General features: G+C 64.4%; 21 protein-coding genes. 9 read left to right on the forward strand and 12 right to left on the reverse strand.

Annotated elements, in window-relative coordinates:
• The 3 genes from VB672_RS11790 to VB672_RS11800 all read left to right on the forward strand — a co-directional run.
• Positions 1–653 (forward strand): calcium-binding protein (locus VB672_RS11790; protein ID WP_329784389.1); only part of this gene is annotated, 653 nt, incomplete at its 5' end.
• 272 nt (positions 654–925) lie between these two features.
• Complete coding sequence (locus VB672_RS11795; RefSeq protein WP_329784630.1) at positions 926–1339, forward strand: NADH:ubiquinone oxidoreductase subunit NDUFA12; 414 nt, start codon at positions 926–928, stop codon at positions 1337–1339.
• Positions 1340–1370: 31 nt separating this feature from the next.
• Complete coding sequence (locus VB672_RS11800; RefSeq protein WP_329784390.1) at positions 1371–1598, forward strand: hypothetical protein; 228 nt, start codon at positions 1371–1373, stop codon at positions 1596–1598.
• A gap of 8 nt (positions 1599–1606) precedes the next feature.
• Here the strand turns inward: VB672_RS11800 and VB672_RS11805 are convergent, their stop codons facing one another.
• Together VB672_RS11805 and VB672_RS11810 are read right to left on the reverse strand one after the other, a co-directional pair.
• Positions 1607–2224, reverse strand: coding sequence for a hypothetical protein (locus VB672_RS11805; RefSeq protein WP_329784391.1), 618 nt, complete (start codon positions 2222–2224; stop codon positions 1607–1609).
• A gap of 87 nt (positions 2225–2311) precedes the next feature.
• Positions 2312–3319, reverse strand: a complete 1008-nt coding sequence (locus VB672_RS11810; protein WP_329784392.1) for an SDR family oxidoreductase — start codon at positions 3317–3319, stop codon at positions 2312–2314.
• A gap of 234 nt (positions 3320–3553) precedes the next feature.
• Here VB672_RS11810 and VB672_RS11815 point away from each other — a divergent pair, with 234 nt between their 5' ends.
• Entirely contained in the window at positions 3554–4162 is a 609-nt protein-coding gene (locus VB672_RS11815; protein ID WP_329784393.1) for a DUF2155 domain-containing protein, read from the forward strand.
• Positions 4163–4164: 2 nt separating this feature from the next.
• Here VB672_RS11815 and aat read toward each other — a convergent pair whose 3' ends face one another.
• The 6 genes from aat to VB672_RS11845 all read right to left on the reverse strand — a co-directional run bounded on the left by aat (position 4165) and on the right by VB672_RS11845 (position 8972).
• Positions 4165–4836 carry a leucyl/phenylalanyl-tRNA--protein transferase gene (gene aat / locus VB672_RS11820; RefSeq protein WP_329784394.1) on the reverse strand — a complete coding sequence of 224 codons (672 nt, stop codon included), beginning with the start codon at positions 4834–4836 and terminating at the stop codon, positions 4165–4167.
• 60 nt (positions 4837–4896) lie between these two features.
• Complete coding sequence (locus tag VB672_RS11825; protein ID WP_329784395.1) at positions 4897–5499, reverse strand: class I SAM-dependent methyltransferase; 603 nt, start codon at positions 5497–5499, stop codon at positions 4897–4899.
• An 83-nt stretch (positions 5500–5582) separates the two neighbouring features.
• Positions 5583–6941: an acetyl-CoA carboxylase biotin carboxylase subunit gene (gene accC, locus VB672_RS11830; RefSeq protein WP_329784396.1), complete on the reverse strand. Its 1359-nt coding sequence runs from the start codon at positions 6939–6941 to the stop codon at positions 5583–5585.
• Positions 6942–6949: 8 nt separating this feature from the next.
• On the reverse strand, positions 6950–7426 hold the full coding sequence (accB, locus tag VB672_RS11835; RefSeq protein ID WP_329784397.1) for an acetyl-CoA carboxylase biotin carboxyl carrier protein: 477 nt from the start codon (positions 7424–7426) through the stop codon (positions 6950–6952).
• A 26-nt stretch (positions 7427–7452) separates the two neighbouring features.
• The gene (gene aroQ / locus VB672_RS11840) at positions 7453–7920 is read right to left on the reverse strand and encodes a type II 3-dehydroquinate dehydratase (RefSeq protein ID WP_329784398.1); all 468 of its coding nucleotides are present in this window, start codon (positions 7918–7920) and stop codon (positions 7453–7455) included.
• 272 nt (positions 7921–8192) lie between these two features.
• Positions 8193–8972, reverse strand: a complete 780-nt coding sequence (locus VB672_RS11845; RefSeq protein ID WP_329784399.1) for a DsbA family protein — start codon at positions 8970–8972, stop codon at positions 8193–8195.
• A gap of 253 nt (positions 8973–9225) precedes the next feature.
• Between VB672_RS11845 and VB672_RS11850 the strand changes: the two genes are divergently transcribed.
• Positions 9226–10407: a pyridoxal phosphate-dependent aminotransferase gene (locus tag VB672_RS11850; protein WP_329784400.1), complete on the forward strand. Its 1182-nt coding sequence runs from the start codon at positions 9226–9228 to the stop codon at positions 10405–10407.
• Positions 10408–10551: 144 nt separating this feature from the next.
• Here VB672_RS11850 and VB672_RS11855 read toward each other — a convergent pair whose 3' ends face one another.
• Positions 10552–12390 carry a cadherin domain-containing protein gene (locus tag VB672_RS11855; protein WP_329784401.1) on the reverse strand — a complete coding sequence of 613 codons (1839 nt, stop codon included), beginning with the start codon at positions 12388–12390 and terminating at the stop codon, positions 10552–10554.
• 126 nt (positions 12391–12516) lie between these two features.
• Entirely contained in the window at positions 12517–15243 is a 2727-nt protein-coding gene (locus VB672_RS11860) for an Rne/Rng family ribonuclease (RefSeq protein ID WP_329784402.1), read from the reverse strand.
• Positions 15244–15848: 605 nt separating this feature from the next.
• Between VB672_RS11860 and VB672_RS11865 the strand changes: the two genes are divergently transcribed.
• From VB672_RS11865 to prfB, 3 genes are all read left to right on the forward strand, one after another.
• On the forward strand, positions 15849–17096 hold the full coding sequence (locus tag VB672_RS11865) for an N-acetylmuramoyl-L-alanine amidase (protein ID WP_329784403.1): 1248 nt from the start codon (positions 15849–15851) through the stop codon (positions 17094–17096).
• Positions 17097–17204: 108 nt separating this feature from the next.
• Entirely contained in the window at positions 17205–19655 is a 2451-nt protein-coding gene (locus tag VB672_RS11870) for a penicillin-binding protein 1A (protein ID WP_329784404.1), read from the forward strand.
• Between the two features lie 170 nt (positions 19656–19825).
• A protein-coding gene (gene prfB / locus VB672_RS11875) for a peptide chain release factor 2 (RefSeq protein ID WP_329784405.1) occupies positions 19826–20954 on the forward strand; the annotation gives its coding sequence in 2 pieces (ribosomal slippage) (positions 19826–19894 and positions 19896–20954; 1128 coding nt in all).
• A gap of 205 nt (positions 20955–21159) precedes the next feature.
• Here the strand turns inward: prfB and VB672_RS11880 are convergent.
• Positions 21160–22314, reverse strand: coding sequence for a matrixin family metalloprotease (locus tag VB672_RS11880; RefSeq protein WP_329784406.1), 1155 nt, complete (start codon positions 22312–22314; stop codon positions 21160–21162).
• A 71-nt stretch (positions 22315–22385) separates the two neighbouring features.
• Positions 22386–22850 (reverse strand): peroxiredoxin, encoded by a 465-nt coding sequence (locus tag VB672_RS11885; RefSeq protein ID WP_329784407.1) that lies wholly within the window; start codon positions 22848–22850, stop codon positions 22386–22388.
• 159 nt (positions 22851–23009) lie between these two features.
• On the opposite strand from VB672_RS11885, the gene VB672_RS11890 reads away from it, so the two are divergent.
• On the forward strand, positions 23010–26483 hold the full coding sequence (locus VB672_RS11890; RefSeq protein WP_329784408.1) for a YhdP family protein: 3474 nt from the start codon (positions 23010–23012) through the stop codon (positions 26481–26483).
• Position 26484: the final 1 nt, after the last annotated feature.

A 26484-nucleotide genomic window follows, 5' to 3' on the forward strand; every position in this document is an offset into this window, starting at 1 on the left:
GGCTCCAGGGCGGCGACGGCTTCGATCAGCTCGACGGCGGTGCCGGCGACGACACGCTGCTGGGTGACGAGGGCGACGATTACCTCTTCGGTGGGGCCGGCCACGACTGGCTCTTCGGCGGAGCCGGGGGCGACTTCATCCTGGGCGAGGACGGCAACGACGTGGTCCTGGGCGAGGACGGCGACGACTGGCTCTATGCCGGCGCGAGCAACGACCACGTGGTGGGCGAGGCCGGCAACGATGTGGTCCACGGTGAGGACGGCGACGACGCGGTGTACGGCGGCACCGGCACCGACACGCTCTCGGGCGGGACGGGCCAGGACGTGCTCACGGGCGGATGGGACGCGGACGTGTTCGCGTTCGATGCGGCGCTGGGTGCGGCGAACGCCGACCGGATTGCCGACTTCGAGGTCGGCACCGACAAGATCCAGCTCTCGGGCACGATCTTCACGGGACTCGCTCCCGGTGGCCTGGCGGCGTCGGCGTTCACGCTGGGCTCAGTCGCCACGACGGCGCAGCAGCGCCTGGTGTACAACAAGAGCACGGGCGAGCTGTTCTGGGACGCGGACGGCTCGGGCGGGCAGGCGATGGTGAAGTTTGCCGCCGTGACGGCGGGCCTGAGCCTGAGCGCCTCGGACTTCCTGGTGGTGTGACCGGCCGCCCCGGCACGAGCCGGTAAGGCGCAGCCGCACCACCGCGGCCTACGACAAACAGACAAGGCGCGGCAAACGCCGCGCCTTTCTCATGAACCGGAACCTGCCTTCGGTCGCGTGGAGGACCCTGGCCTCCCGCCGAAAAGCAACGTATTCCAAAGGCCTCCGTACGGAGCGTGCCAAGCGCCAGCCAGGGCATCTTTGCCCTGGACTTCCCGGTGCGCTGTCGCCATATTCCGCGCAACTTCACGAACCCCTCCGGCGGCAGCAGCATGAAAGAGTTTTTCACCCAGTTCTTCACCTGGTGGAACGGACAGACCCTCGGCACGCGCTTCTTCACCTGGCGCAAGGGGCAGTTCGTGGGCGAGGACGAGTTCGGCAACCGCTACTACCGCTATACTCAAGCCCAGGCTATCGACTCGAATGTGGGCGCCGAGCGCCGCTGGGTCGTCTATAACGGCTATGCCGACGCCTCGAAGGTGCCGCCCGGCTGGCGCGCCTGGCTGTGCCACAACGGAGACGTGCCTCCGAGCGAGGAGGGCTACACGCCGCATCCCTGGGAGAAGCCCTACGTGCCCAACTTGACCGGCACGGCCCAGGCCTATCGTCCGCAGGGCTCCAGCCTCTCGGTCGGGCAGCGTCCGGCCGCGACCGGCGATTACGTGCCGTGGACGCCGGGAGAGTGAGGCGCCGGGAACCCTTTCGGCAGCAAGCGCTATGCTGAAACGAACTCAAGCTCGCGCCTGCATCGAGTGCGGCCTTGCCTATGGCCACCCCGAGTTCAGCTATCATGCTGGCCGCTCCGAGAACGGCCCATCCTATTGGTCGGATCGCGGGCTCTTGTGCTCCCATGCCTGCTCGGTCGCCCATTTCGAGCGGCGCACGCGGGAGGGCGAACCGATGACGGAGCCGGCGCCCAACCCCCTGGAGCAGGACTGGTCCTGAGCGGGGCTTCAGCCCTTCGGATGAAAGTAAGACTGGCGCCGCAGGACACCCTCGGAGAAGAGCCCGAAGGCCTGGATGACATGACCCTGCGGCACGTCAATGCCACGAGCGATTCCTGAACCCTTCAAGACCCCGCCGCGCTCGTCCGGCTCGGCATCGCGATAGGTCCCGCCATCGCCCAAGAGGCAGTTCTGGCAGCGGATGGGCCCGAGGATCTGAGCGCCCCGGCCGATCCGGTTCGACAGCGCGAGCGATCCTCCGCCGAGCAGGCGGGCGCCATCCCCGATCTCGATGGTCTCGCCGGCACCGGCCTTGAGGGTGAAACCGCCTTCTTCGCCGATCTCTGCTCGGGCGCCGACGACGACCGATCCGCCTTCCGCAACGATCCGGGTTCCCGGAAACAGCTGCGTTCCCCGGCCGATGCTGATGTGGCCTCCGTCGATCGCCTGGACGATGGTGTTGGGCCAGAGGATCACGTCGGGTTCGAACTCCGCCTCGCGTGAGATCATGACGGAGAACGGCGCAGGCAGAATGACGCCGCGACCCGCGAGGGCGATCGTCTCCTCCTGCGACAGGAAGCCGAGCCGCTCGCGCTCGACATCGCCCGGCCGGTGGGGTTCATGCATGGCGTCTTCGGTCCCATCCACGGTGAAGTGGAGAGCTTAGCCGTAGCCAGGCAGCCATGATAGGCTCGGCCGCAGAGGCTCCTGCGGCTAAGGTTGGCCGCCGCCTCCGGCTGCGCCGTAGACCTGTCCGGTCGCGTAGCTGGCATCGGCCGCAGCGAGCTGAACGTAGATCGAGGCCAGTTCGACGGGTTGGCCCGGTCGGCCCAGGGGCGTGTCGCCGCCGAACTGTTGAAGCTTCTCCTGGGTCGCGCCGCCGCTGACCTGGAGGGGCGTCCAGATCGGTCCGGGAGCGACGCCGTTGACCCGAATGCCTTTCGGGCCGAGCTGTTTCGCCAGGGATTTGGTGAAGTTCATCATCGCCGCCTTGGTCATGGCGTAGTCGACGAGGTTCGCCGACGGATCGTAGGCCTGCTCGGAGGTGGTCTGGATGATCGCCGATCCGGGCGTCAGGTGCGGCAGGGCCGCCTTCGTCAGCCAGAACATGGCGTAGATGTTGGTCTTGAGCGTCGCGTCGAAATCCTCGGACGTGATGTCGAGCAGCGATTGGCGCTGCTGCTGACGGGCGGCGTTGTTGACGAGAATGTCGAGCCCGCCGAGCTGGCGTACCGCATTCGCCACGATGCGGCTGCAGAGCGCCTCGTCGCGGATGTCGCCGGGAAGGGCCACGGCGATCCGACCCTCCTTCTTGATCAGGTCGATCACCTCCGTGGCATCGGGCTCCTCGTCCGGGTGGTAGCTGATGGCCACATCGGCGCCCTCCCGGGCGAACGCAATGGCCGCAGCCCGGCCCATGCCGGAATCACCCCCGGTGATCAGCGCCTTTCGACCCTGCAGCCGGCCAGATCCCTTGTAGCTCGTCTCGCCGTGATCAGGCCGCGGGTCCATCTGGCCGGCGAGGCCCGGCCATGGCTGCGATTGCGAGCGGAACGGCGGCTTCGGGTATTTCGTGGTGGGGTCGTCCTTGGCCGCTGCGCCGCCCGAGGGGGAGCCGGCGGTTTGGGCACCTGCCGAGCCTGCTGCCGCCGACGCGAGGCCGGCCGCCGCCCCACCCATGACGCCGCGCCGTGAAATCGAATTGCCGTTGCCCTGGTCCATGTCCAGCCTTCCATCGTTCATCGAACCCGGTTAACCGGCATACGCATCTGGGGTTCAGAATCGTCTCTGACGTTGTCGTGAGGGGACCCCGTTATTCGCGTGGATCTCCTGACGCTTCTTTCCCGGCTTGCCCTTTTTCGATCATGGTTCGCGTGTTATCGCGTTGCCAGGACAAGGGTGCGGCCGGACCGGCCGGACAGGAACCGCCAAATCGGACTTGGCTTGGATCATATGATGACATTCGGATGGACGCGGGCGGCTTTCGTGCTCGCCTCGCTAATCGGCAGCTTCAGTGCGGCTCAGGCGGATCGGATCAAGAATCCGACGGCCGTCTTCTCGGGGCTCGACAAGATCACCGGGCGCATCGTGTCGTTCGAGGTCGGTATCGACGAAACCGTCCAGTTCGGCGCCCTGCAGATGACGCCGCGGGTCTGCTTCACCAAGCCGCCGACGGAAACGCCGAACACCACCTCCTTCATCGAGGTGGACGAACCTGGCACGGACGGCAAGACCAAGCGGGTCTTCTCGGGCTGGCTCTTTGCCGCCAGCCCCGGCCTGCATGGACTGGAGCATCCGGTCTACGACATCTGGCTCGTCGACTGCAAAGGCGGCACCGAGGTTATCGCCGAACCCAAGGAGACGCCCGAGGAGCTGCCGCCGATCCAGGACGCGGCCCGCGCTCCGGGCGAGACGGGGCGGCCGGGCGACATCATTGCGCCCACCGGCACCACGGCACCGCGCCCGCCGGCCGTCCAGACGGCCCCGCTGCGTCAGCCGGAACCTCAGCAGCGGCAGCCCGCCCGACGCCAGCCGGCCGCGCCGATCATCAATACGGATCGCTGACTTCAGCCGGTGACGGCCGCGAGGGCTTCCTCGCCGCTGACCGCCTTGTCCAGGGGCCAAGCCTCCCAATCGGCCGCATGCTCCATGGCGTTGCGCAGCATCTGCTTGTAGGTGCGCCGGGGAACCTCGACGGCGCCGAACTGCGCCAGATGAGAGGTCACGAACTGCGTGTCCAGGAGCGAGAATCCGCCTCGCCGAAGGCGCGCCACCAGATGAACGAGGGCGACCTTCGAGGCGTCCCGTTCCGTGTGGAACATGCTTTCGCCGAAGAAAGCGCCGTTGAGACGCACGCCGTAGAGCCCCCCGACGAGGCGACCGTCCCGGTAGACCTCCACCGTGTGGCAATAGCCGGCATCGAAGAGCTCGCCGTAGAGTTCACGGATGCGCCGGCTGATCCAGGTCTTCTCCCGGTCCACGCCCGGCGCCGCGCAGCCGGCCACCACGCCGTCGAAATCCCGGTCGATCCGGATCTCGAACAGATCCGAGCGCACCGTGCGGGCCAGGCGCTTGGAGACGTGAAAATGGTCGAGGGGAATGATACCCCGCTCGCGCGGCTCGACCCAGAACAGCGACGGATCGTCCGCATCCTCCGCCATGGGAAAGATTCCAGCCGCATAGGCCTTCAGCAGGATGTCGGGGGTTATCTCTATCGCATGGTCGGGAGACCGGGTCATTCACTCACATATCCGACGTTCGGGCCATCCTTCATAAAATAGGATGGCGAAAACGCGAAGTCAGATCGGCTGCAAGTAGATTTTGCCGAGTTCCCGGATCTCCTCGTCCGATCGCTGAGACTTCGTCGCAAGACCCCACAGATCGTATCGTTTCGGGCGGCGAAGCCCGACGAACTGGGCGAAGCCAGCCGCAGTACAGGCAGCCGCGAGAGATTTGAGCGTGAAGCCCGTATGGTGAGCCATATAGAGGTTGCCGTGCTGCATCGAAGGCCTGAAGCCGTACAGCATGTCGATGGGCGAGATCGGGCCACTGTTGCTCGTGTAGAGCGGGGTCTCGATGTCTCCTGCAGACAACCGTTCGCCGAGCGTTTGAAGGTCCGGGCAGGTCAGGATCACGAACCCGTCCGGCTTTAGAACGCGCCTCATTGCTTCCAGCGCCAGCGGAACGTCGTGAGGATACAGATGCTCGATGTTGTGGGCGGAATAGACTGCATCGAAACTGTCGGAGGGAACCTGGGTGAGTTCGGGCAGCTTGTCCACGATGTCCGGGCGAACGCTCTCGTCGATATCGAGCGTCACCTCGTCCCACGCGACTTCGTCGAAGGCCCTGACGGTCTGATGCTTGCGCTTATGGCCGCAGCCGACATGAAGAAAGCGAGGCATGGTCTTCCATGGCCTCGCTTCCTGATACGGGGCCCTCTATTCCGACGAGGTCAGAATAGAGGTTTTGATATTTCATAACAAGCTTATTCGGTTTCGCTCAAGCCACCCGTCTTGAGGAAATTCTCGAGCCAGTGGATATCGTACTGGCCGTTCTGGATTTCCGGGTTGCGCACGAGGGTGCGGAAGAGCGGCAGGGTGGTGTCGATGCCGTCGACCACGAACTCGTCGAGAGCCCGGCGCAGGCGCATGAGGCACTCGTTGCGGGTGCGGCCGTGGACGATGAGCTTGCCCACGAGGGAGTCATAGTGCGGCGGGATGCGGTAGCCCTGGTAGGCTGCCGAGTCGACGCGAACGCCAAGACCGCCCGGCGGATGGAAGTAGCTGATCGTGCCCGGCGAGGGGCGGAAGGTCGAGGGATGCTCGGCATTCACGCGGCACTCGATGGCATGGCCCTCGATCCTGATGTCCTCCTGCTTCACCGAGAGCGGATGGCCGGCCGCCACGCGAATCTGCTCGTTCACCAGGTCGATGCCGGTGATCATCTCGGTAACCGGGTGCTCCACCTGAATGCGGGTGTTCATCTCGATGAAGTAGAACTCGCCGTCCTCGTAGAGGAACTCGATGGTGCCGGCGCCGGCATATTGCAGGTCCTGCATGGCCTTGGCCACGATGCCGCCGATGCGCTCGCGCATCTCGAGGTTCAGCGCTGGCGAGGGACCTTCCTCCCACACCTTCTGGTGGCGACGCTGGAGCGAGCAGTCGCGTTCACCGAGGTGGATGGCATTGCCCTTGCCGTCGCCGAGAACCTGGATCTCGATGTGGCGCGGCTTCTCAAGATATTTCTCGATATAGACCGCGTCGTCGCCGAAGGCAGCCTTGGCCTCCGTCCGGGCGGTCTGGAAAGCGTGAAGGAGGTCGTCCTCGTTGCGCGCCACCTTCATGCCGCGGCCACCGCCGCCGGCGGCGGCCTTGATGATCACCGGATAGCCGATGTCCTTGGCGACCTTCTTGGCCTCGATCTCGTCGTTGATGCCGCCCTCGGAGCCGGGCACGCAGGGAATCCCGAGGCGCTTGGCGGTGCGCTTGGCCTCGATCTTGTCGCCCATGATGCGGATGTGCTCCGCCTTCGGGCCGATGAAGGCGATGCGATGGTGCTCCAGCACCTCCGCGAAGCGTGCGTTCTCGGACAGGAAGCCGTAGCCGGGATGGATGGCGTCCGCGCCGGTGATCTCACAGGCGGCGATCAGGGCCGGGATGTTGAGATAGCTGTCCCGGGCGGCCGGCGGGCCGATGCAGACGCTCTCGTCGGCGAGCCGCACATGCATGGCATCCGCGTCGGCGGTGGAATGCACCGCCACGGTGGCGATGCCGAGCTCCTTCGCGGCGCGCAGGATTCGCAGGGCGATCTCGCCGCGATTGGCAATGAGGATCTTATCGAACATGTCGCGCCTTACTCGATGACGAGGAGGGGTTCACCGTATTCAACAGGAGTTCCGTCTTCGACATAGATGGCGGTCACGGTGCCGGCGCGGGGCGCCACGATCTCGTTGAAGGTCTTCATGGCCTCGACGAGCAGGACTTTGTCGCCGGCCTGGACCTTGGAGCCGACCTCGACGAAGGCCTTCGCCTCGGGCGAAGGCTTGCGGTAGGCGGTGCCAACCATCGGCGAGAGCACGGTGCCCGGGTGGGGAGTGCCGGGCTTTGCGGCACCTTCGGCCGAGGCGCTGGCCGGCGGCGGGGCAACGACCGGGGCAGGGGCCAGGGCGGCCGGGGCTGCCACGGGAACGGTGACGGCGGCCGTGACCATGCGCGCGACGCGGATGCGAAGATCGCCCTTCTCCACTTCGATCTCGCTGAGATCCGTGTCGGCGATCAGGTTCGCCAGCTCACGGACGAGATCGGGATCGAAAGGGTTTTCCTTGGCCATGGGGCTTACCTCTACTTCCTGAGGAATCAATGCTGGGAGGGTTTCGCTTGCCGCGCACGCTCGGCCATCACCTGGTGAACCGCTTCCAGGCCGAGCACATAGCTCAAGGGCCCGAAACCACAGATCACGCCGACGGAGACGGGCGCAATGAGCGAGCGATGGCGAAAGCCCTCGCGAGCATGAACATTCGATATGTGGATCTCGACCGTCGGAGCGCCGCTGCCGGAGATGGCATCGCGCAGTGCGATCGAGGTGTGGGTGTAGGCGCCGGCATTGATGACGATGCCGGCTCCCTGAGCGCCCGCTTCCTGGATCCAGTCGACCAGATGTCCCTCGTGGTTCGACTGGCGGAACGTGACCGCCGTTCCCAGGGCCTCGGCCTTCTCGCGCACGAGCTTTTCGATGTCCTGCAGCGTCGTGCTGCCATAGACTTGGGGCTCTCTGCGGCCGAGCAGATTGAGGTTGGGTCCGTTGAGGACGAAGACGGTGGTCATCGCGAAAGGAGCGTTCCTGGTGCCCCGCGAGGCGGAGCCGAAAGGCCCTATTAGCCAAAAGGCGGGCAGGGGGGAAGGGGAAAACCAAGGCTTTCCCAAGCTAGGCGTTGGTTCCCTAAGGGGAGGGCGGGCGGTTTGGGGCTGAACGATAGGCAGGGACGGGTTTCTTGACGGCGTGGCCGGGCCCGTCCCGGCCATCCCGATCCCGTGAAACGCGATGCTTCTGCCACCGGGATCACCGGAACAAGGCCGATGATCACCTCGAATATGGCCTAGCCGCAGCTCGCCTTGCCGCATTGGCGGACATTGTCCACGAGCTGCTTCAGGGGGTCCAGGCCGACGGCGCCTGGGATCACGGTCTCGCCGACGACGAAGGCGGGGGTCCCGGTGAGGCTGAGCTTGTCGCCCAGCGCCATGTTCTCCTGGAGCGCGCTGCGGATCTCGGGGCTTTCCACGTCCTTCTGCAGGCGAGCCATATCGACCCCCATCTCCTTGGCCACCGCCATGGCGCGCTCGCCGTTCACGCGGCCGCGGGTGTCCATGACCTTCACGTGGTAGTCGAAGAGCTTCGGGCCCTGGAGCTGGTTCTTGACCGCCAGCGCCACGCGGCTCGCCTCGACGGAATCCGGACCGAGAACCGGGAAGTCCTTCAGGACGACGCGCAGCTTCGGATCGCTCTTCATCAGCGTCTGCACATCGGCCAGCGCTTTCTTGCAGTAGCCGCAATTGTAGTCGAAGAACTCCACCAGCGTGATGTCGCCCGCGGGGTTGCCGACCACGTAGGAATGGGAGGCGTTCAGGAGCGACTGCTTCGTCTCTTTCACGGCGCCGGCCTGAGCGACCTGCTGCGCTTCCGCCTGGCGCTTCTCGAGTTCGGCGATCACCTCGGTCAGCACCTCCGGGTTCTTCAGCAGGTAGTCCTTCACGATCGCGCCGATGGCCTGCTTCTGCTGCTCGTTGAAGACCGTGCCCTGCGCCACGGCGGCGGGAGCGATCGCCAGAGCGCCGAGCAGGGCTGCGGTCCGGCCGAGGGTGAGAAGCGAAAAGCGCATATGCGGTCCTTTACGGAAATCCTGAGGCGAGTCCGCCCTTTAACGAGTGTTCGCGGCGGAGTTGAGACTCGCGTGTTCTGGTGCGAGTTAGCGGCTTGAGGAGTGCGGCGTCAAATCACGGGTTTGTTGAGGTGGGTGGGTGACGCTTACGCATCATGGCCGGGACAAGGCCGGTGATGACCGGGAAGGCAGTGGCGTCCGTTCCGGAAGAACCGTCTTGAGACCGTCTTGGCAACGGGTTACGAGCCATTTCATGACCAAATCGTCCGCCGATCTCCATTCGCCCCTCATCGCCCGCCGCATGGACCGGGTCGCCTCCTTCCTGGCCATGGACGTGCTGAGCGCGGCCGCCGCCAAGGAGCGGCGGGGCGACAGCGTCATTCACATGGAGGTCGGCCAGCCCTCCGCGCCCGCACCCCGGGCGGCCCGGGAGGCGGCCAAGGCGGCTCTCGATCTCGGCCGGATCGGCTACACGGAGGCGTTGGGCCTCTCCGCCCTGCGGGAGCGGATCGCCCGGCATTACCGCGATGCCTACCGCGTCAGCATCGCGCCCGAGCGGGTGGTCGTGACCACCGGCTCCTCGGCCGGGTTCGTGCTGGCCTTCCTAAGCTTGTTCGATGCGGGCCAACGGGTGGCGATCACGGCACCGGGCTATCCGGCCTATCGCAACATCCTGGAGGCCCTCGGCATCGAGCCGGTGACGATCCCGCTCGCCAAGGCGGACGGCTGGATCATGACCGCCCAGGCGATCGAAAAAGCCCACGCGGAGAAGCCCCTGCACGGCATTCTTGCCATGAGCCCGGCCAATCCCTCCGGTACCATGATCGGCCGCAAGGCGCTGGCCGATTTGGGCGAGACATGCCGCCGCCTGGGCTTGTGGTTCGTCTCCGACGAGATCTATCACGGGCTTACCTATGGCGAGGCCGCGTCCACGGCGCTGGCCTCCGACGACGATGCGGTCGTGATCAACTCCTTCTCGAAATATTACTGCATGACCGGCTGGCGCATCGGCTGGATCGTGGTGCCGGACCGTCTCGTGCGGCCCATCGAGCGGCTGGCCCAGAACCTCTACATCTCGCCGCCCTATCTCTCGCAGGTGGCGGCGCTCGCGGCCTTCGACGCGGCCGAGGAACTGGAGGCGGTGAAGGCCGGCTATGCCTGCAACCGCGCCTATCTCCTGGAGGAACTGCCCAAGATCGGCATCACCGAGATGCACCCGGTCGACGGGGCCTTCTACATCTATGCCGACATCGCACGCTTCACGAACGATTCCATCGGCTTCTCCCGGCGCATGCTGGAGGAGGCAGGGGTGGCCGCGACCCCAGGCCTCGATTTCGACCCCATCGAAGGCGCGCACTACCTGCGCTTCTCCTTCGCCGGATCGGAGACCGATTGCCGCGAGACGGTGGCGCGGCTGAAGGGGTGGCTGAGGTAACGCCCGCCACGTCATCACCGGCCTCGTCCCGGTGATCGCGATTATGAAAAGCGCTGCGCCTCACCGGATCGGGATGGCCGGGACGCGCCCGGCCATGACGTCGAGGGATGTCTGTGCTGACGCGGTCTGCTCAGCAACTTTTGATCACACCACGAGGAAGTCGGCTGCGCTCAGCTTGGCCTTGTTGGCGATCTTGATGATCTCGACAGGCTTGTACCGGGTGCCGGAGCCGTCGGCGTCATAAGAGACGATCCCGTTCTTGTAGACGATGTAGTCGTTGGCATCCGTTGCCTTGGTCATTTTGAAGAACTTCTTGTTCAGGCCGGCAGGAGCGGCCTCCGAGCCGGCTTTCCCGAGCTTGGTGAAGATCTTGTTGTCGAGCCAGATCTTGTCCTGGCCGGGCGTGAAGTCGGTGATCGTGTCGAAGTTGACCTTCTTGTTCTGGTTCTTCGGCGTGGTGCCTTTACCCAGCGCGGTGTTGAACACGAAGATGTCGGCCCCGTCTCCGCCCATCAGCGTGTCATTACCCGACCCGCCGTTCAGCTTGTCGGCCCCGATGCCGCCTGTCAGGACGTTCTTTCCGCTCGTGCCCTGCTGGCCCTCCAGAAGGTCGCTCACCTTGACGGTGATCGTCTGGCTGGCGGAGAGGCCGGAGCCGTTCTTGTCCGTCACGGTCACCGAGAGGGTGTGGGTGCTCGCGCGCTCATAATCGAGGACGGCGCCGGCCTTGACCCTGATCTGACCCGTGACGGCATCGATCTCGAACGTGTTGTCGGTCAGGGCATAGCGCAGGCCTGCCGCGCCGCCGTTGTCATCGGCCGTGACGGTTGCCACGATAGTCCCACCGGCTTTGTTTTCCTCAATGGACGCGATGGTACCGCCGGTCGTGAGACGGACGTTCGCGGGTGGTGTGTTGTTCGAAGAGGAGGCTCCGAACACCTCTGTCATGAGCGTGCCGTTCGCCCCATTCATCCAACTCACCACGAAGGAGCCGCCTGCGAGGGCGACGATTTCCGGATCGGTCTGATTGCCGCCCGCACTCGTCCCGAGGAGGGACGGCGGGATCAGGACGGTTCCGGTGGCCGAGCAGGTGGCGACGTAGACGTCCTTGTCGGTTCCGTTGTCCATCGTGAGGAGAAGGGCGAAGCCTCCATCCGACAACCGCGTGATGTTCATCGATTCAAGGGTTCCGGACGGCGGCGTGAAGCTCACGGCCGCGCCGACCGAATCGCGGTTTCCATCGAAGATCTGGGCCTTGATGACGGCATCGCCGCCGACGGTCACACGATCCTGCCAGGTCAGAACGAACTTCCCGTCCGCCAGGGCCGATGCGGCATGGCCGGAAGATGCTGGCGGGTCTACCAGGACGACATCCTTGGCAATGGATGGGGAATGCGTCCAGTCCTCAAGCTGGATGCTGCCACCATTGTTATAGAAAATGAGGAACGTGCCATCCGTCAGGATTGCGAAGGCATGATGCTCGTCGTCTCCGCCAGCCAGAGGATTAACAGAGACAGTTTCGTTGCTAACTGTTGCTATTGCGACGATTTCATCAGGATCGTTCGGATCTGCGTTGCGGTCCAAACCGTGGTAGAGAACTTTGTAGTTCCCGCCACCAATGTCATAGATTTGAGGTTCGCGCTGGTTCAGGACGTCGATGGACCCGAGATCCTTGATTGTCCCGATGGGCTGAAGATCGCCCCCCAGGCGCTGCGCCTTGACCGACCCGCTTTCGACCCAGGTGACGATGATGTCGCCATTCGACAGGAGCGTGGTGCTGATGTCGGCGAAGGGATCGACCGTGTTCGGCAGGGTCCTGACGGTGAACTGGCCGCCTTTATGAAATCCGTCCGCATTGAAGGCCTGACCGAAGATCGTCGCCCCCGACGCCCAGACGGCGAGATACGAGCCGTCCGCCTGCTTCGTCAGATTGCCGGTGTTGGCCGCGATGGTAAAGTTCACGTCGCCTGATGCAAAGGCCATAGCTTATCCCCCCATTTTTGAAACATTGTTTCTAACAATATCTTGGGAAGTGGGTCAAGCAAGGCGCCTCGCCAAGCAAAATGGCCGGGACGGGCCCGGCCATTTCGATCTTAAACCGACGTTCGGTTACGATCCGCTGAGGACCGACTTGGCTTTCGACCACCAGCCGGCGCGCTTCGGGCGCTCGGGATCGGGTGGGGTCAGGACGACGGCGACCGGCTCCGGCTCGGGAACCACGGGCGCGGGCGGAGGCACGGGGGCCTCGGCCATGGGGTGGGGCAGGGTGACGATCGGCTCGCTCTCGGTGGCCGCAGGCTGAGGCTCCGGCGTCTCGGCACTGGCCTCTGCGCCGACCTCAGCCGGGGCGGCGTCCTCGGCAGACGGTACGGGCTGGATTTCATCGGATGCCACGAAGCCCTCTTCCATGGCGAACTCCACCGTCTCGTCCCGGCCTCGACCGCGGCCGCCGCGGCGGCCGCGACGGCGGCGGCGCCCGCCACGAGAATCGTCGTCCGACTCGCCTGCTTCGACCGGAGCCGCTTCACCTGCGGAGGCTTCGACCTCGGCGTCTTCCTCGTCGGATTCGCCTTCGGCCTCACCGGCCTCGGCACCTTCCTCGGCCTGAGCTTCGCCCGCGAAGGCCTCCCGGTCGCGACCGCGCCGGCGCCGACGACGCCGGCGACGGCGTCCGCCGCCTTCACCTTCCTCGCTGCGCTCCTCGGCGCCCTGAGTCTCCTCGACGGTCTCCTCTTCCGCCTCGACCTCGACGTCCTCCTCGGGCTCGTCGATGGCGATGGCATCGATTTGGATGCCGGTCGCGGCCGACTTGTGCTCCAGCTTGAGGGCAGGCTCGCCGCGCTCGATGGCATAGGTGGTCGTGCCGTGGAGGCTGTCGTCGGCCACGATGGACACCGCGACGCCGAAGCGGGTCTCCAGGTCGCGCAGGTGAATGCGCTTCTGGTTCAGGATGTAGAACGCCGCCTCCATCCGGGTGCGGACGACCAGGTTGTAGCTGGCGTTCTTGATGAGGGTTTCCTCGATCGAGCGCAGCACCTGCAGGGCGACCGACGGGGTCGAGCGCACGAAGCCGGTGCCGGCGCAGTGCGGGCAGGGGATCGAGGAGGATTCCAGAACGCCGGTGCGGATGCGCTGGCGCGACATCTCCAAGAGGCCGAAGGGCGAGATGCGGCCCACCTGGATGCGGGCGCGGTCGTTCTTCAGGCACTCGTTGAGCTTCTTCTCGACGGCGCGGTTGTTCCGCTTCTCCTCCATGTCGATGAAGTCGATGACCACGAGGCCGGCGAGATCGCGCAGGCGGAGCTGCCGCGCGATCTCCTCGGCCGCTTCGAGGTTGGTGCGCAGCGCCGTGTCCTCGATGTTGTGCTCGCGGGTCGAACGGCCGGAGTTCACGTCGATGGAGACGAGGGCTTCCGTCGGGTTGATGACGAGATAGCCGCCCGATTTCAGGGTCACCACGTTCGAGAACATGGCGTCGAGCTGGGCCTCGACGCCGAATTTGGCGAAGAGAGGCTGCGGCTCCCGGTAGGGCTGGACCAGCTTCGAATGGCTCGGCATGAGCATCCGCATGAAGTCCTTGGCCTCGCGATAGCCTTCCTCGCCGGCGACGAGAACGTCGTCGATGTCCTTGTTGTAGAGGTCGCGGATGGCGCGCTTGATGAGGGAGCCTTCCTCGTAGACCAGGGCAGGGGCCGCCGACTTGAGGGTCAGTTCGCGCACGCTCTCCCACAGGCGCATCAAGTATTCGTAGTCGCGCTTGATCTCGGGCTTGGTGCGCGAGGCGCCGGCCGTGCGCAGGATGATGCCCATTCCCTCGGGCACCTCCAGCTCCTGGGCGATTTCCTTCAGGCGCTTGCGGTCGGCCGCATTGGTGATCTTGCGCGAGATGCCGCCGCCCCGGCCCGTGTTGGGCATGAGCACCGAATAGCGGCCGGCGAGCGACAGGTAGGTGGTCAGCGCCGCGCCCTTGTTGCCGCGCTCTTCCTTGACGACCTGGACCAGAAGAATCTGGCGGCGCTTGATGACTTCCTGGATCTTGTACTGCTTGCGCGGCGCGCGCCGGCGCTGAGGAAGATCCTCGATGGCGTCGTCGCCGCCGAGCTGCTCGACGATCTCGTGCTCTTCCAGATCCTGATCGTCGTCCTCGTCCTCGTCTTCGGACTCGTCCTCAGATTCCGTGTCGTCCTCCGTCGAGCGGGCCTCGTCCTCCGACACGGTCTCTTCGCCCTGTGGAGCCTCGATATGGGCCGATCCCTCGATGGCCTCGAGAGCCTCCTCCCCGGCGCCCTCGGTGGCACTTGCGCTCGCGGTCTCGACCGAGGCTTCCGGGCTATCCGGTGCTTCCGAGGCAGCAGCCTCGCCGGCGGTCTCGGCACCTTCGGCTGCATCGTACGGTGCTTCGCTCTCGGTGGCGGCCTCTAGGCTGTCCTCGATGCCGGCCTCCACTTCGGTCGAGACCACGGTCTCGTCGTTCTGGGCCCGCCGTTGCGAGGGGCGGCGGCGGCGACCGCGGCTGCGGCGCTCCTCCTCGCGCTCCTCTTCGGCCTGAGCTTCCGCTTCGGCCTCGAGCAGAGCCTGACGGTCGGCCACGGGAATCTGATAATAATCAGGATGGATTTCGCTGAACGCGAGGAACCCGTGGCGGTTTCCGCCGTATTCCACGAAGGCCGCCTGGAGCGACGGTTCGACCCGGGTGACCTTGGCGAGATAGATATTCCCGCGCAATTGCTTCCGGTTAGCGGATTCGAAGTCGAATTCTTCGACCTTCTGACCACGTACCACCACGACCCGTGTTTCTTCCGGGTGTGAGGCATCGATGAGCATCTTGTTTGCCATGTTGAACTCTCGACATGGCGATCGAGGGCAGGACCTGAGGCAGGGGCCGCATTGTGGGCGGGTGGGCACGCCGCAGGTAAAGGCGGCGGGCTGATATTGCGTTCGGAGTGCTGTCGATCGCCATCGTGCGCCGCGTGCGGGCGCATTCTGGGTTGAATTGGGCCGGCTCTTGGCCGGAAAGGGTGGATTCTGGGCGTGCGCGGGATGAAACGCGCGATTCGAACGGTGCAGAAACGAAGGTCAGTACTGACTTCGCGTGCGCAACCATTCAACACGGCCCTTTCGTAGATATCGATGGGCCGGATGCCGGCCATCGGCGAGCGGCGACGAGCGTCACCATTGGTCCTGTCCGTAAGCCTGTCGAGGGTGACGGGTCTCCTGGAGGATCGGTCAACACAACCGTCTCCTCTGGATCCGCCGTCAGATTCGGCCATGCCGGACGGGATCAAGATCATTACAGAGCGACAGGGGCATTTGGCAAGATCCCGCGTGACTGTGCCATGAATGCAACAGTATCTCAGTAAACGGCCGTGCGACGTGAGGTTCCGTTAACCAAACGCCGTCTATCAGTATAGGAAGGACGCTAGAGCCCCCAGCGATTGCCGATGCCCCATTTTCCATTCATCCGCCTCATCAGTGCGTGCCTCATGGCGGTCTTCGCGGCTGCGTGGGCCGGTCACGCCCAGGCGGCCGGAGAGGGCGCGAAGACCGGTTCGCCCGTCATCGCGGCTGCCGTTGCGGTCGAATCGGACGGAGCGAAGACCCGGTTCAAGGTGACCCTGTCGAAGGCGGTGACCGCCCAGGTCTCCCTGATGGAGCGCCCGGACCGGGTCATCATCGACCTGCCGGAGGTCGCTTTCCACCTCCCCCAGGAGGCCGGACGCAGCAAGGAAGGCCTGATCGCTTCCTACCGCTACGGTCTCTTTGCTCCGGGACGCTCCCGAGTGGTGATGGAACTGACGCAGCCGGCAGTGGTCTCTGGAATGACCACCGCGCCCGACGCCACGGGCGCTGCGACGATCCTAACCATCGAGCTCTCCAGGACTGAGCGCGAGGAGTTCCGCAAGGTGGCTCTCGACAGCTCGGCCGCCGCGAAGGAAGCCTCGGGGCAGCCGGTCGTGCAGGAAACCAAGGATGCCCGGCCGGTCATCGTCATCGATCCCGGCCACGGCGGCATCGACCCAGGGGCGAATGCATCCTCGGGCAACATGGTGGAAAAAGATCTCGTTCTCTCCTTCGCTCAACGGCTGAAGAAGAAACTTGAGGAAGGCGGCCGCTACAAAATCGTGATGACCCGCGACCAGGACGTGTTCGTCTCCCTCGGCGACCGGGTGCGCGCCGCGCGGATGGCACAGGCCGATCTCTTCATTTCCGTCCATGCGGACTCGATCTCGGGCGGCCAGGAGGTGAGGGGGCTGACGGTCTATACCGGATCGGAGCGGGCCTCGGACGCGGATTCCGCCCGCCTCGCCGACCGCGAAAACAAGGCTGATGCAGTGGCCGGCGTCGAATCGGGCGACATGCCGGACGACGTCTCGGACATCCTGATGGAGCTCACCCTGAGGGAGACGCGGGGCTTCTCCCACAATTTCGCCAGCCGTCTCGTGGGCGAGTTCGACTCGGTGGCCCGCCTCAACAAGAACCCTCACCGGCAGGCCCGTTTCCAGGTGCTGCGGGCGCACGACGTGCCTTCCGTCCTGGTCGAGCTTGGGTATCTTTCGAGCCAGAAGGATCTCGACCTGTTGATGTCCGAGGAATGGCGCGCCAAGATGGTCTCAGCCATGGCCGTTGCGGTCGACCGCTTTTTCGCCGCGCGGTTCGCCCGCAGGGGCGCTGCCGCAGTTTTACCATAGATAGAGTGTGGATACCCGTAGCGGGGGCGCGATTCATCGGGTAACGAGGGTGCGCGTTTCAAGATCTGCATAAACAGGCGCCATGGGCGCCGTCATGGATACCTTCGGATGCGCTTCGTCCTACGATTTTTCGGCTTTCTCTTCAGCGTTGGAGCGATCTTCTTCCTGATCGGCGCTGTGGGGCTGGCCTATGGATTCTGGTTCTATTCGAAGGATCTGCCGGATCACGCCCAGCTCGCCAATTACGAGCCGCCGGTCATGACCCGCATCCACGCGTCCGACGGCAGCCTGATCGCCGAATATGCCCGCGAGCGCCGGCTCTACGTGCCGATCCAGGCCGTGCCCAAGCTGGTAATCGGGGCTTTCCTCTCCGCCGAGGACAAGAACTTCTACAGGCATGTGGGCATCGACCCCGAGGGACTCGTGCGCGCCGTGGTGGTCAATCTCCGCTCCGGCGGGGCGAGGGAGCAGGGTGCTTCCACCATCACCCAGCAGGTGGCCAAGAACTTCCTGGTCGGCAACGAGCGCAGCTACGAGCGCAAGATCCGCGAGGGACTGATCGCGCTTCGCATGGAATCGACCTTTTCCAAGGACAAGATCCTCGAGCTCTACCTCAACGAGATCTTCCTCGGCACCCTGACGCCTGGCCGCAACCTGCACGGCATCGCGGCCGCCGCGCTCGACTATTTCGGCAAGTCCATCCATGAGCTGACCATTGCCGAGGCCGCCTATATCGCCGCGCTCCCCAAGGGGCCGAACAACTACCATCCGTTCCGCCAGCGCAAGGCCGCTATCGAGCGCCGGAACTGGGTGATCGAGCGAATGGCCACCAACGGCTACATCTCGAAGGAGGCCGCTGCGGAGGCCCAGAAGGAGCCGCTCAACGTCAAGCCGCGTGTGGTCTCCCCCAACAGCATCGCCTCCGGCTATTTCGCCGAGGGCGTGCGCCGGGACATCGCCGAACGCTACGGGGAGGAGACCCTCTACGAGGGTGGCCTGCTCATCCGTTCGACCCTCGATCCCAAGATGCAGGCTATGGCCCGCAAGTCTCTGGTCGACGGGCTCGTGCGCTTCGACGAGGCGCGCGGATGGCGCGGGGCCTATCAGAAGATCGACCTGGCCGGCCGGGAATGGGGGCTGGCCCTGGCGGAGGTTCCGGCGATGGGCGACGTGCAGCCCTGGCGCCTCGGGGTTGTGCTGGAGGTCGCCCGCGGGCAGGCCAAGGTAGGCCTGCAGCCCAAGAGGGAGGCTTCAGGTCAGATCGTCAAGGACCGCGAGACAGGCATTGTGACGGCGGATGGCGTGAAATGGACCCGCCGGCCCGTCGAGCGTGCCCTTTCGGTGGGTGATGTGGTCTATGTGGAGCCGCTGGCCGACAAGCCCGGCCAGTTCCGCCTGCGCCAGATTCCCGAGATCTCCGGCGCCATCGTGGCCATGGATCCCAATACGGGCCGCGTCCTGGCCATGGTGGGCGGCTTCTCCTACGACCAGAGCGAGTTCAACCGGGCGATCCAGGCCATGCGTCAGCCGGGCTCCTCGTTCAAGCCCATCGTCTATGCGACGGCTCTCGACAATGGCTACACGCCCTCGAACCAGATCATGGATTCTCCCTTCGTGCTCGACATGGGGCCCGGCCAGGCGGCCTGGGCGCCGTCGAACTACGACGGCAAGTCCGGTGGCCTGCGGACCCTGCGCTACGGCGTCGAGCATTCCAAGAACCTGATGACGGTGCGTCTCGCCAACGAGGTCGGCATGCCGGCCATCTCGGAATATGCCCGCCGCTTCGGCGTCTACGACGACATGCTGCCGCTGCTCTCCATGTCGCTCGGCGCCGGCGAGACCACGGTCATGCGCATGACCGCGGCCTATTCGATGTTCGTCAATGGCGGCCGCCGCATCAAGCCGACCCTGATCGACCAGATCCAGGACCGTAACGGCCGCACGATCTATCGCCACGACGACCGCAAGTGCACGACCTGCGATGCGGAGAAGTGGGACGGCGGCGCCGCGCCCAAGCTGACCGAGACCCGCGAGCAGGTGCTCGACCCGTTGACCGCCTATCAGATGACCTCGATCCTCGAAGGCGTGGTCCAGCGCGGCACGGCCCAGACGGTCAAGGCCGTCGGCAAGCCCCTTGCCGGCAAGACGGGCACCACCAACGACGCCAAGGACGTGTGGTTCGTCGGCTTCTCGCCGGATCTCGCGGTCGGCGTGTTCCTCGGCTACGACCAGCCGAAGTCCCTCGGCAATGCGGCGACGGCGGGCCAGTACGCGGCGCCTGTCTTCCGTGACTTCATGCAGCTGGCCCTCAAGGACAAGCCGGCGACGCCATTCCGCGTGCCGGCCGGCATCAAGCTGATCCGCGTCAACGCCGCGACTGGAACCCGCGTGGGCGGCGAGGGCGGGGGCACGATCCTTGAGGCCTTCAAGCCCGGCCAGGCGCCGCCGGAATACGTGCCGCCGGAGCCTGAGGAGGTTCCGCAGGCCGAGTACGCGCCGGCTCCTCCTCCTGGAACCCCTCAGCGGGCCGTCGGCGTGGGTCCGAGCGGATTGTACTGATCGCTCCCATCCACCATATGGAAGTCGCCCTCCACGCACGGAAAACGGATTGTTCTTCGGCTGTTTCCTCGGCCGTCGACAATCCGTTGCCTTGAGGGGCGGCTCCTTTGACACCCGGCGGCGCTCCCCTTAAGACGCCGCTACCAAAAGATACGGACAGCAAAGAAACGATGCGCGCCGAAATTCAACATCTCGTAGAAGAGACCAAGCAGTCAGTCGGGCTGCTGAGGAGGCATCTTTGACTGGGATACTGCCCAGCGACGCCTCGCGGAACTGAACGCTCAGGCCGAGGATCCCAACCTCTGGAACGATGCCGAGGCCGCGCAGAAGATCATGCGCGAGCGCACCTCGCTCGAGGATCAGATCTCGGCCGTGAAGCGCCTCGAGCAGGAACTCGATGACGCCATCACGTTGATCGAGCTCGGCGAGGCCGAGGGCGACGAGGCGACGATCCGGGAAGGCGAGGAGACCATCCGCAACCTTCAGGCGGAGGCGGCCCGCCGCCAGGTCGAGACCCTGCTGTCGGGCGAGGCCGATGCCAACGACACCTATGTGGAAGTGCATTCGGGTGCCGGCGGCACGGAAAGCCAGGACTGGGCCAACATGCTCCAGCGCATGTATGCCCGCTGGGCCGAGCGCCGGAAGTACAAGGTCGAGCTTCTGGAAATCACCGACGGCGAAGAGGCCGGCATCAAGAGCGCCACACTCCTGATCAAGGGCCTCAACGCCTATGGCTGGCTCAAGACCGAGTCCGGCGTGCACCGGCTGGTGCGCATTTCGCCCTACGACTCGAATGCCCGCCGCCATACGAGCTTCGCGTCGGTGTGGGTCTATCCGGTGGTGGATGACCGCATCAACATCGAGATCAAGGAATCGGATTGCCGCATTGATACGTTCCGATCCTCGGGCGCGGGCGGCCAGCACGTGAACACCACGGACTCGGCGGTGCGCATCACGCACATCCCGAGCGGCATCGTGGTGGCCTGCCAGCAGGAACGCTCCCAGCACAAGAACCGAGCGACCGCCTGGAACATGCTGCGTGCGCGCCTCTACGAGGCCGAGCTGAAGAAGCGCGAGGAGAAGGCCAACGCCGAAGCAGCTGCCAAGACGGATATCGGCTGGGGTCACCAGATCCGCTCCTACGTGCTCCAGCCCTACCAGATGGTGAAGGACCTGCGCACCGGCGCCCAGTCGACGAGCCCGCAGGACGTGCTCGACGGCGATCTCGACCCCTTCATGGAAGCTTCGCTCGCCCAGCGCGTCTATGGCGGCGAAGCGGAGGTCGAGGATATCGATTAAGACAGCCTCTCCGGCGAGCGGTTGTTTCTGCTAGGTTTTAGCGGAAAGGGCGCTCGCTGGATCTTCTGGCTCGATAGCAAAAAAGTGGACCGCCTTTCGCCCCGTGAGTTCGTCGATGCTGAGAGCATCGCAACCAACGTGAATTCCACGTTGAGGCTGACCCTCAAGGAGGCGCCGTTGCTGAATTGGAAAATTCAGCGTTCGATCAGATGACGTAGAAGTCTGATGCGGTCAGGAGTTCCTGCTTATCGAACCAACCTCTCGTGATCTTCGCAAAAAGGATCTTCGCTGCAGCGCCCGACCCATCGGGATCGTAATAGAGCAGGCTGCTGTCATCGTCGTAGACGATGTAGTCGTCCTCATCATAGGTGGCGTCAAAGAGAGCATTATATTCAGTAAAATGGTTCCAACTGAGCTGGCCTACGGGCAACTTCGTGAAAATGGCCGAGGACAGATAGATTGAATCATCCTCCTCAAGTTCAACGATCTTGTCGACATTCGTCAGGGGATCGAGGGGCGCATCGAAGATGAAGATGTCCTCGCCGTAACTGCCGTACAGGGTGTCATTCCCCACGCCGCCGCTGAGGGTATCGTTGCCGTCGAAGCCGAAGAGACGGTCGTTTCCGCCACGGCCCTGAATGACGTCCTGTACCCCTGTTCCGTGGATCCTGTCCGCGCCTTCCTTGCCGATCTGGGTCAGAGTTTCGGTCCGCTTATTCCACGACCATGCCGCGACATGTTTCCCGTCAGACTTGGACGACCCGTAAAGCTCCTTGATGGCGAGCTTGTCCAACGGCCCCAATTTAGTCGGATAGACTTTGCTGTCGCCATTGTCGTAGCTCATGACGGTGTTTTTGGAGTGATCGTCCGCCTTGCTCAGCTTCTTCTTGTTGTAGGGCGACGTATGGAACGGGTGCTTGAGCCCGAGAGCGTGGCCGATCTCGTGCAGCATGACGTATTTTTTATATGAAGCGTTCTTGAAGTCGTCCTTGTACTGAGTGTTGAAATGCACTCTGCCGGCCCCGTAATCGCGGTCCACGGCCTCGCCCAGCTCAAGATCATCGACCGTGTAGAGTTCCGGAAATTCTGCATAGGCAACGGTGGTGCTGTTGTAATATCCGGTGAACCAACCGAACTTGATTTCTGCATCGTCGCTCTTCGTCTCGATGAATCGGATCCCACAAGCGTCGCCCCACTGCTTGAGTGCATAACGAGCCACCTTCTGGTCTGCCGTGTTGAACCGCTTTTCACCGAAGGCTGGCGAAAATGAGTATGTGAGGAAGATCGGCGTCCTCTGAGGCGTCAAAGTTGGCTCGGAGTTCCAATTGTAGCCCGTCAGAATGGCTTTGTGGGATGGCATAAGAGGCTCACGATAGGACGATACACTTATTTCCAATAAATGTAATGTTGAAGCTTTGCAACCTGCAGCACTCACAAGCTTCTCGCGGCCTCCAGCACCTCCTCCGCATGCCCCTTCACCTTCACCTTCGGCCAGATCCGAGCGATATTTCCCTCGCGGTCGATCAGCACCGTGGTGCGCTCCACGCCCATGTATTTGCGCCCGTACATGCTTTTCTGGGCCCACACGCCATAGGCCTCCAGCATGGTCTTGGCCTCGTCCGAGGCGAGGGGGAAGTCGAGCCCGTATTTGGCGCGGAACCTGTCATGGCTCTTCAGGGAATCCGGCGACACGCCGACAATCTCCGTGTCGGCTGCGGCGAAATCCTTCTTGAAAGCCTGAAAGTCCTTTGCCTCGAGCGTGCAGCCGCTGGTGTTGTCCTTGGGATAGAAAAACAGCACGACCTTGCGTCCTTTCAGGTCGTCGAGGCTGATCTTCCGACCATCTGTCGCAGGCAGGGAGAAGGCCGGAGCCTTGGTTCCGATGATAAGAGACATGAATCGCCTTCCTTTTGGCGGAATGTACTGTTTGGAAACCTCTGGTGTGCACGACTGGCGGGGACGGTCGCGGGAGGCACCTGGGACGGTTAAGGTCTCTTCTTCTGATTCCCTGATGCGCGCTCAAGCGCAAGAACCGGATTGCCTGACGTCACAAGAATGAAATTGCCATTTCGTACCATGTTGTCCCGGCGAGACCCGGTCAAACGGAGCCTTTTCAAGCGCGTTCTTCGTGGCACTCTCTATGTGAAGCTTGGGCTTGTCGTCTTCGTGGCCGCTGCACTCGGCCTGCTTTACTTGCGTCTCTCCGCGGCTCCCATGAGCTTCGGTCGTCTGCCCGAGCGGGTCGCGGAAGCCCTGGCAGCGCGTATCGGGCCCGGCTGGAATGTGACGCTGCGGAATACGGCCATCGAGCTCCATGAGGGATCGCCGGCCCTGCGGGCGAACGGCCTCGACATTCGGGCTCCGGGGGGCGATCTCGTCTTGCGGGCACCTTATGCGGTCTTCAGCGTCGATCTTACCTCGCTCCTGACCGCCAACCTCCAGCCGAAGGCCATCGAGGTGCGCGACCTGCAACTGCGGGTTCTCATCAACCGGGACGGTTCGCTCGCCTTTTCGCCCGTGCAGGCGGAGACCGAGGCGGGCGCGTCGCCACCGCCCGTCGTGCCCGAGCCGTCCAGGGAGGCCGCCGCGTCCCTGGCTCTCGACGCCGATGGGCCGTCTCCCGTTTCAGGCGTCGTTGGTTCGCTGCTCGAGCTCATCGTCGGTCCTGGAAGCGTCCTCAGCACGCTCGGACAGGCCGAGCTGATCAATGCGCGACTCGTCTTCGTCGATGCGGACGGTCGCGAACGGGCGAAGTTCCAGCGCGTGAACGCCGCCTTCGACTGGACGGAGAGCGGAGGACGGCGGTTCGCCGCGACGGTCGAGGGCGATCAGGGACCGTGGCAGCTCGACGGCGATGCGGTGGTGGAGGGCAACGGCGCCTATCGGGCCGGCGTCGTTGCCAAAGAAGTTCCGATCAAGGACATCCTCCTGCTCGCAGGAGCCTCTGAGCTGCCGGCGAACACGGATCTCGAATTCTCAGGACGTTTCGATATCGGCTATGCCGAGGGCCGCATCACGGAGCTGAAGACCCGGCTCGAGAGCAATGCCGGAACATTCCAGATCGAAGACAAGGATACGTCGTCCTTTCCGGTGGAGCGGGCGACGATCCAGGCGCAATGGAGCGAGGCCGAGAAGACGCTTGACCTTCAGGAACTCGACCTGAAGGGGGGAGACACGAAGCTGCGACTGCAAGGGCATCTCGCTACCCCCGTCGCAGACAAGCCATGGCGTCTGTCGCTCAGCGGTCGCGATATCCAATGGTCCGGTGCGACAACGGGCGACCGTCCGCTCCAGGTCGGCGAGTTCTCAGCCGACCTGTCCGGCCCGGACGGTGTCCGGATCAACAGCGTCACCCTGAAAGGGCCCGAGCTGTCGGCTCGCATCAGCGGTCTTCTCGGCGCCACCGCGGATCCGAAGGGCCTGAACCTGGATGTGCGCGCGGAGAAGACGAATATCCGTTCCGCCCTTCGCATCTGGCCCGAGGCCGTTGCTCCTCCGGTTCGCCGGTTTCTCGTGTCCAACCTGAAAGCGGGCATGCTGGACTCCATCGATCTCAAGGTGGCGATGACCGGTGCCGATATCGAGAAGGCGGTGACGGGCGGTCCGACGCCGGATGAATCCTTGAAGATCAACTTCGCCATTTCCGATGGCGTTCTCCAGGTGGCGGACGGCCTCCCGCCGATCTCCGGCCTGAACGTGACCGGTCTCGTGACAGGCCGGAAGGTTGCCGTCCGCGCGCCGACGGGGCTGGTCCAGATGGCCGGCAATCATTCCCTGGACGCCTCCGACGGGGCTTTCATCCTGGACAATTTCTGGGACGACAAAGCGTCGGCGCGCATCGACTTCCGCCTGACCGGCGGAGCCGACGGATTGGGCGCCCTGCTGTTGGAGCCGAGCATCAAGGAAATCGCCGGTTTCAACATTGATCCTGCCACCATGAAAGGAAAGGCGGATCTGCGCGTCGGGATCGGCCTTGCGGTCCACAACATCCCGGCCTTCACCGACCTGCCCCTGAAGGTAAGCGGAACGGTCAATGACTTCGGCGTCGACAAATTCTTCGGCAAGGACCGGCTCGAAGGCGCAAATTTGACGATCGCCTACGATCGGGGTGACCTCGCGGTCAAAGGCGATGGCAAGCTGGCCGGGAGCCCGGCCGCCATCGATCTGCAGAAGAACAGGCATGGCGGGCAGGCGAGCGTGGCTTTCTCCCTCGACGAGGCCGCGCGCAGCAGGCGCGGGCTCTCCTTCGGCTCCCAGCTCACCGGAACGATCGGGCTCAAGGCCAGCCTTCCTCTCGGCGCATCGGCTCCGTCGAACATCGTCGTCGAGGCGGATCTCGCCAAGGCTGGCGTGGATCAGCTGATCCCCGGCTGGGTGAAGCCGGCGGGTCGGCCTGGGAAGCTGAGCTTTACCCTGGTGGAAGGACCGACCAGCGAGATCCGGGACCTGCAGCTCGACAGCGGCTCGGTGCAGCTGAAAGGCAATGCGACGCTCTCGAGCGAGGGCAGCCTGGATAAGGCCGAGCTCTCGACCTTCAAACTCTCGCCCGGCGACGACATGCGCGCCCAGGTCGAGCGCGCCAGCAACGTCTACAAGGTCATGATCCGCGGCAATGTCGGCGATGCCCGGCCCTTCGTGAAAGGCGGTGCGACGGGCTCCGCCGCTTCCGGCTCTCCCAGCCGGAACGCAGCTGCGCAGAAGGACGGCAAAGATTTCGACCTCGACCTGAACCTCAACATCCTGACGGGCTACAACGAGGAGGCGATCACCAACGCGGTGATCAAAGCCTCCGTGCGCAAGGACAACCTGCGCCAGCTCGACCTGAAGGGGCGCCTCGGAGCGACCGACATCATCGGGCGCACTTTGCCGGATGCCGGCGGACCGGTGGTGATCCTGCAGGCGGAGGATGCGGGCGCGCTTCTGCGCTTCACCGACGTCTACCGGCGGATGTCGGGCGGCGACCTCATCCTGCAAATCGCCACGGGAGACGGCCCGCAGGCCGGGCACGTCATCCTTCGCTCGTTCGCCCTGGTCAACGAGCCGGCTCTGCGCCGCATCATCCCGACCCAGACCCAGATCATCGCCGGGCAGGACCGGGCCGGCAATCCGCAGGCCGTCCGCGTGGACGTGAATGAGGTGCAGTTCACCAAGGCACGCCTTGAATTCACCCGCAATGCCGGCCGTCTCGATTTCAAGGATGCCGCCATTTGGGGCAATCAGATCGGGTTCACGCTGGGCGGCTTCATCGATTATGCCCGCGACCGGCTCGACATCGCCGGCACCTTCGTGCCGGCCTATGGGCTCAACAACGTGTTTGCCCAGGTGCCGCTCTTCGGGCCGCTTCTGGGCGGCGGCCAGTACGAGGGGCTGTTCGCCGTCAATTTCCGGCTCAACGGTCAGGCGAGTTCCCCGTCCCTGACGGTCAATCCGCTCTCGGCCGTGGCCCCGGGGTTCCTGCGCAAGCTCTTCGGTGTGGGAGCGAACGCGGAACCGCAGACAGGATCGCTGCCGGCGGCTCCGGAGCGCTAAA

Source organism: Microvirga sp. CF3016, from assembly GCF_036314085.1.
Classification (GTDB): domain Bacteria; phylum Pseudomonadota; class Alphaproteobacteria; order Rhizobiales; family Beijerinckiaceae; genus Microvirga.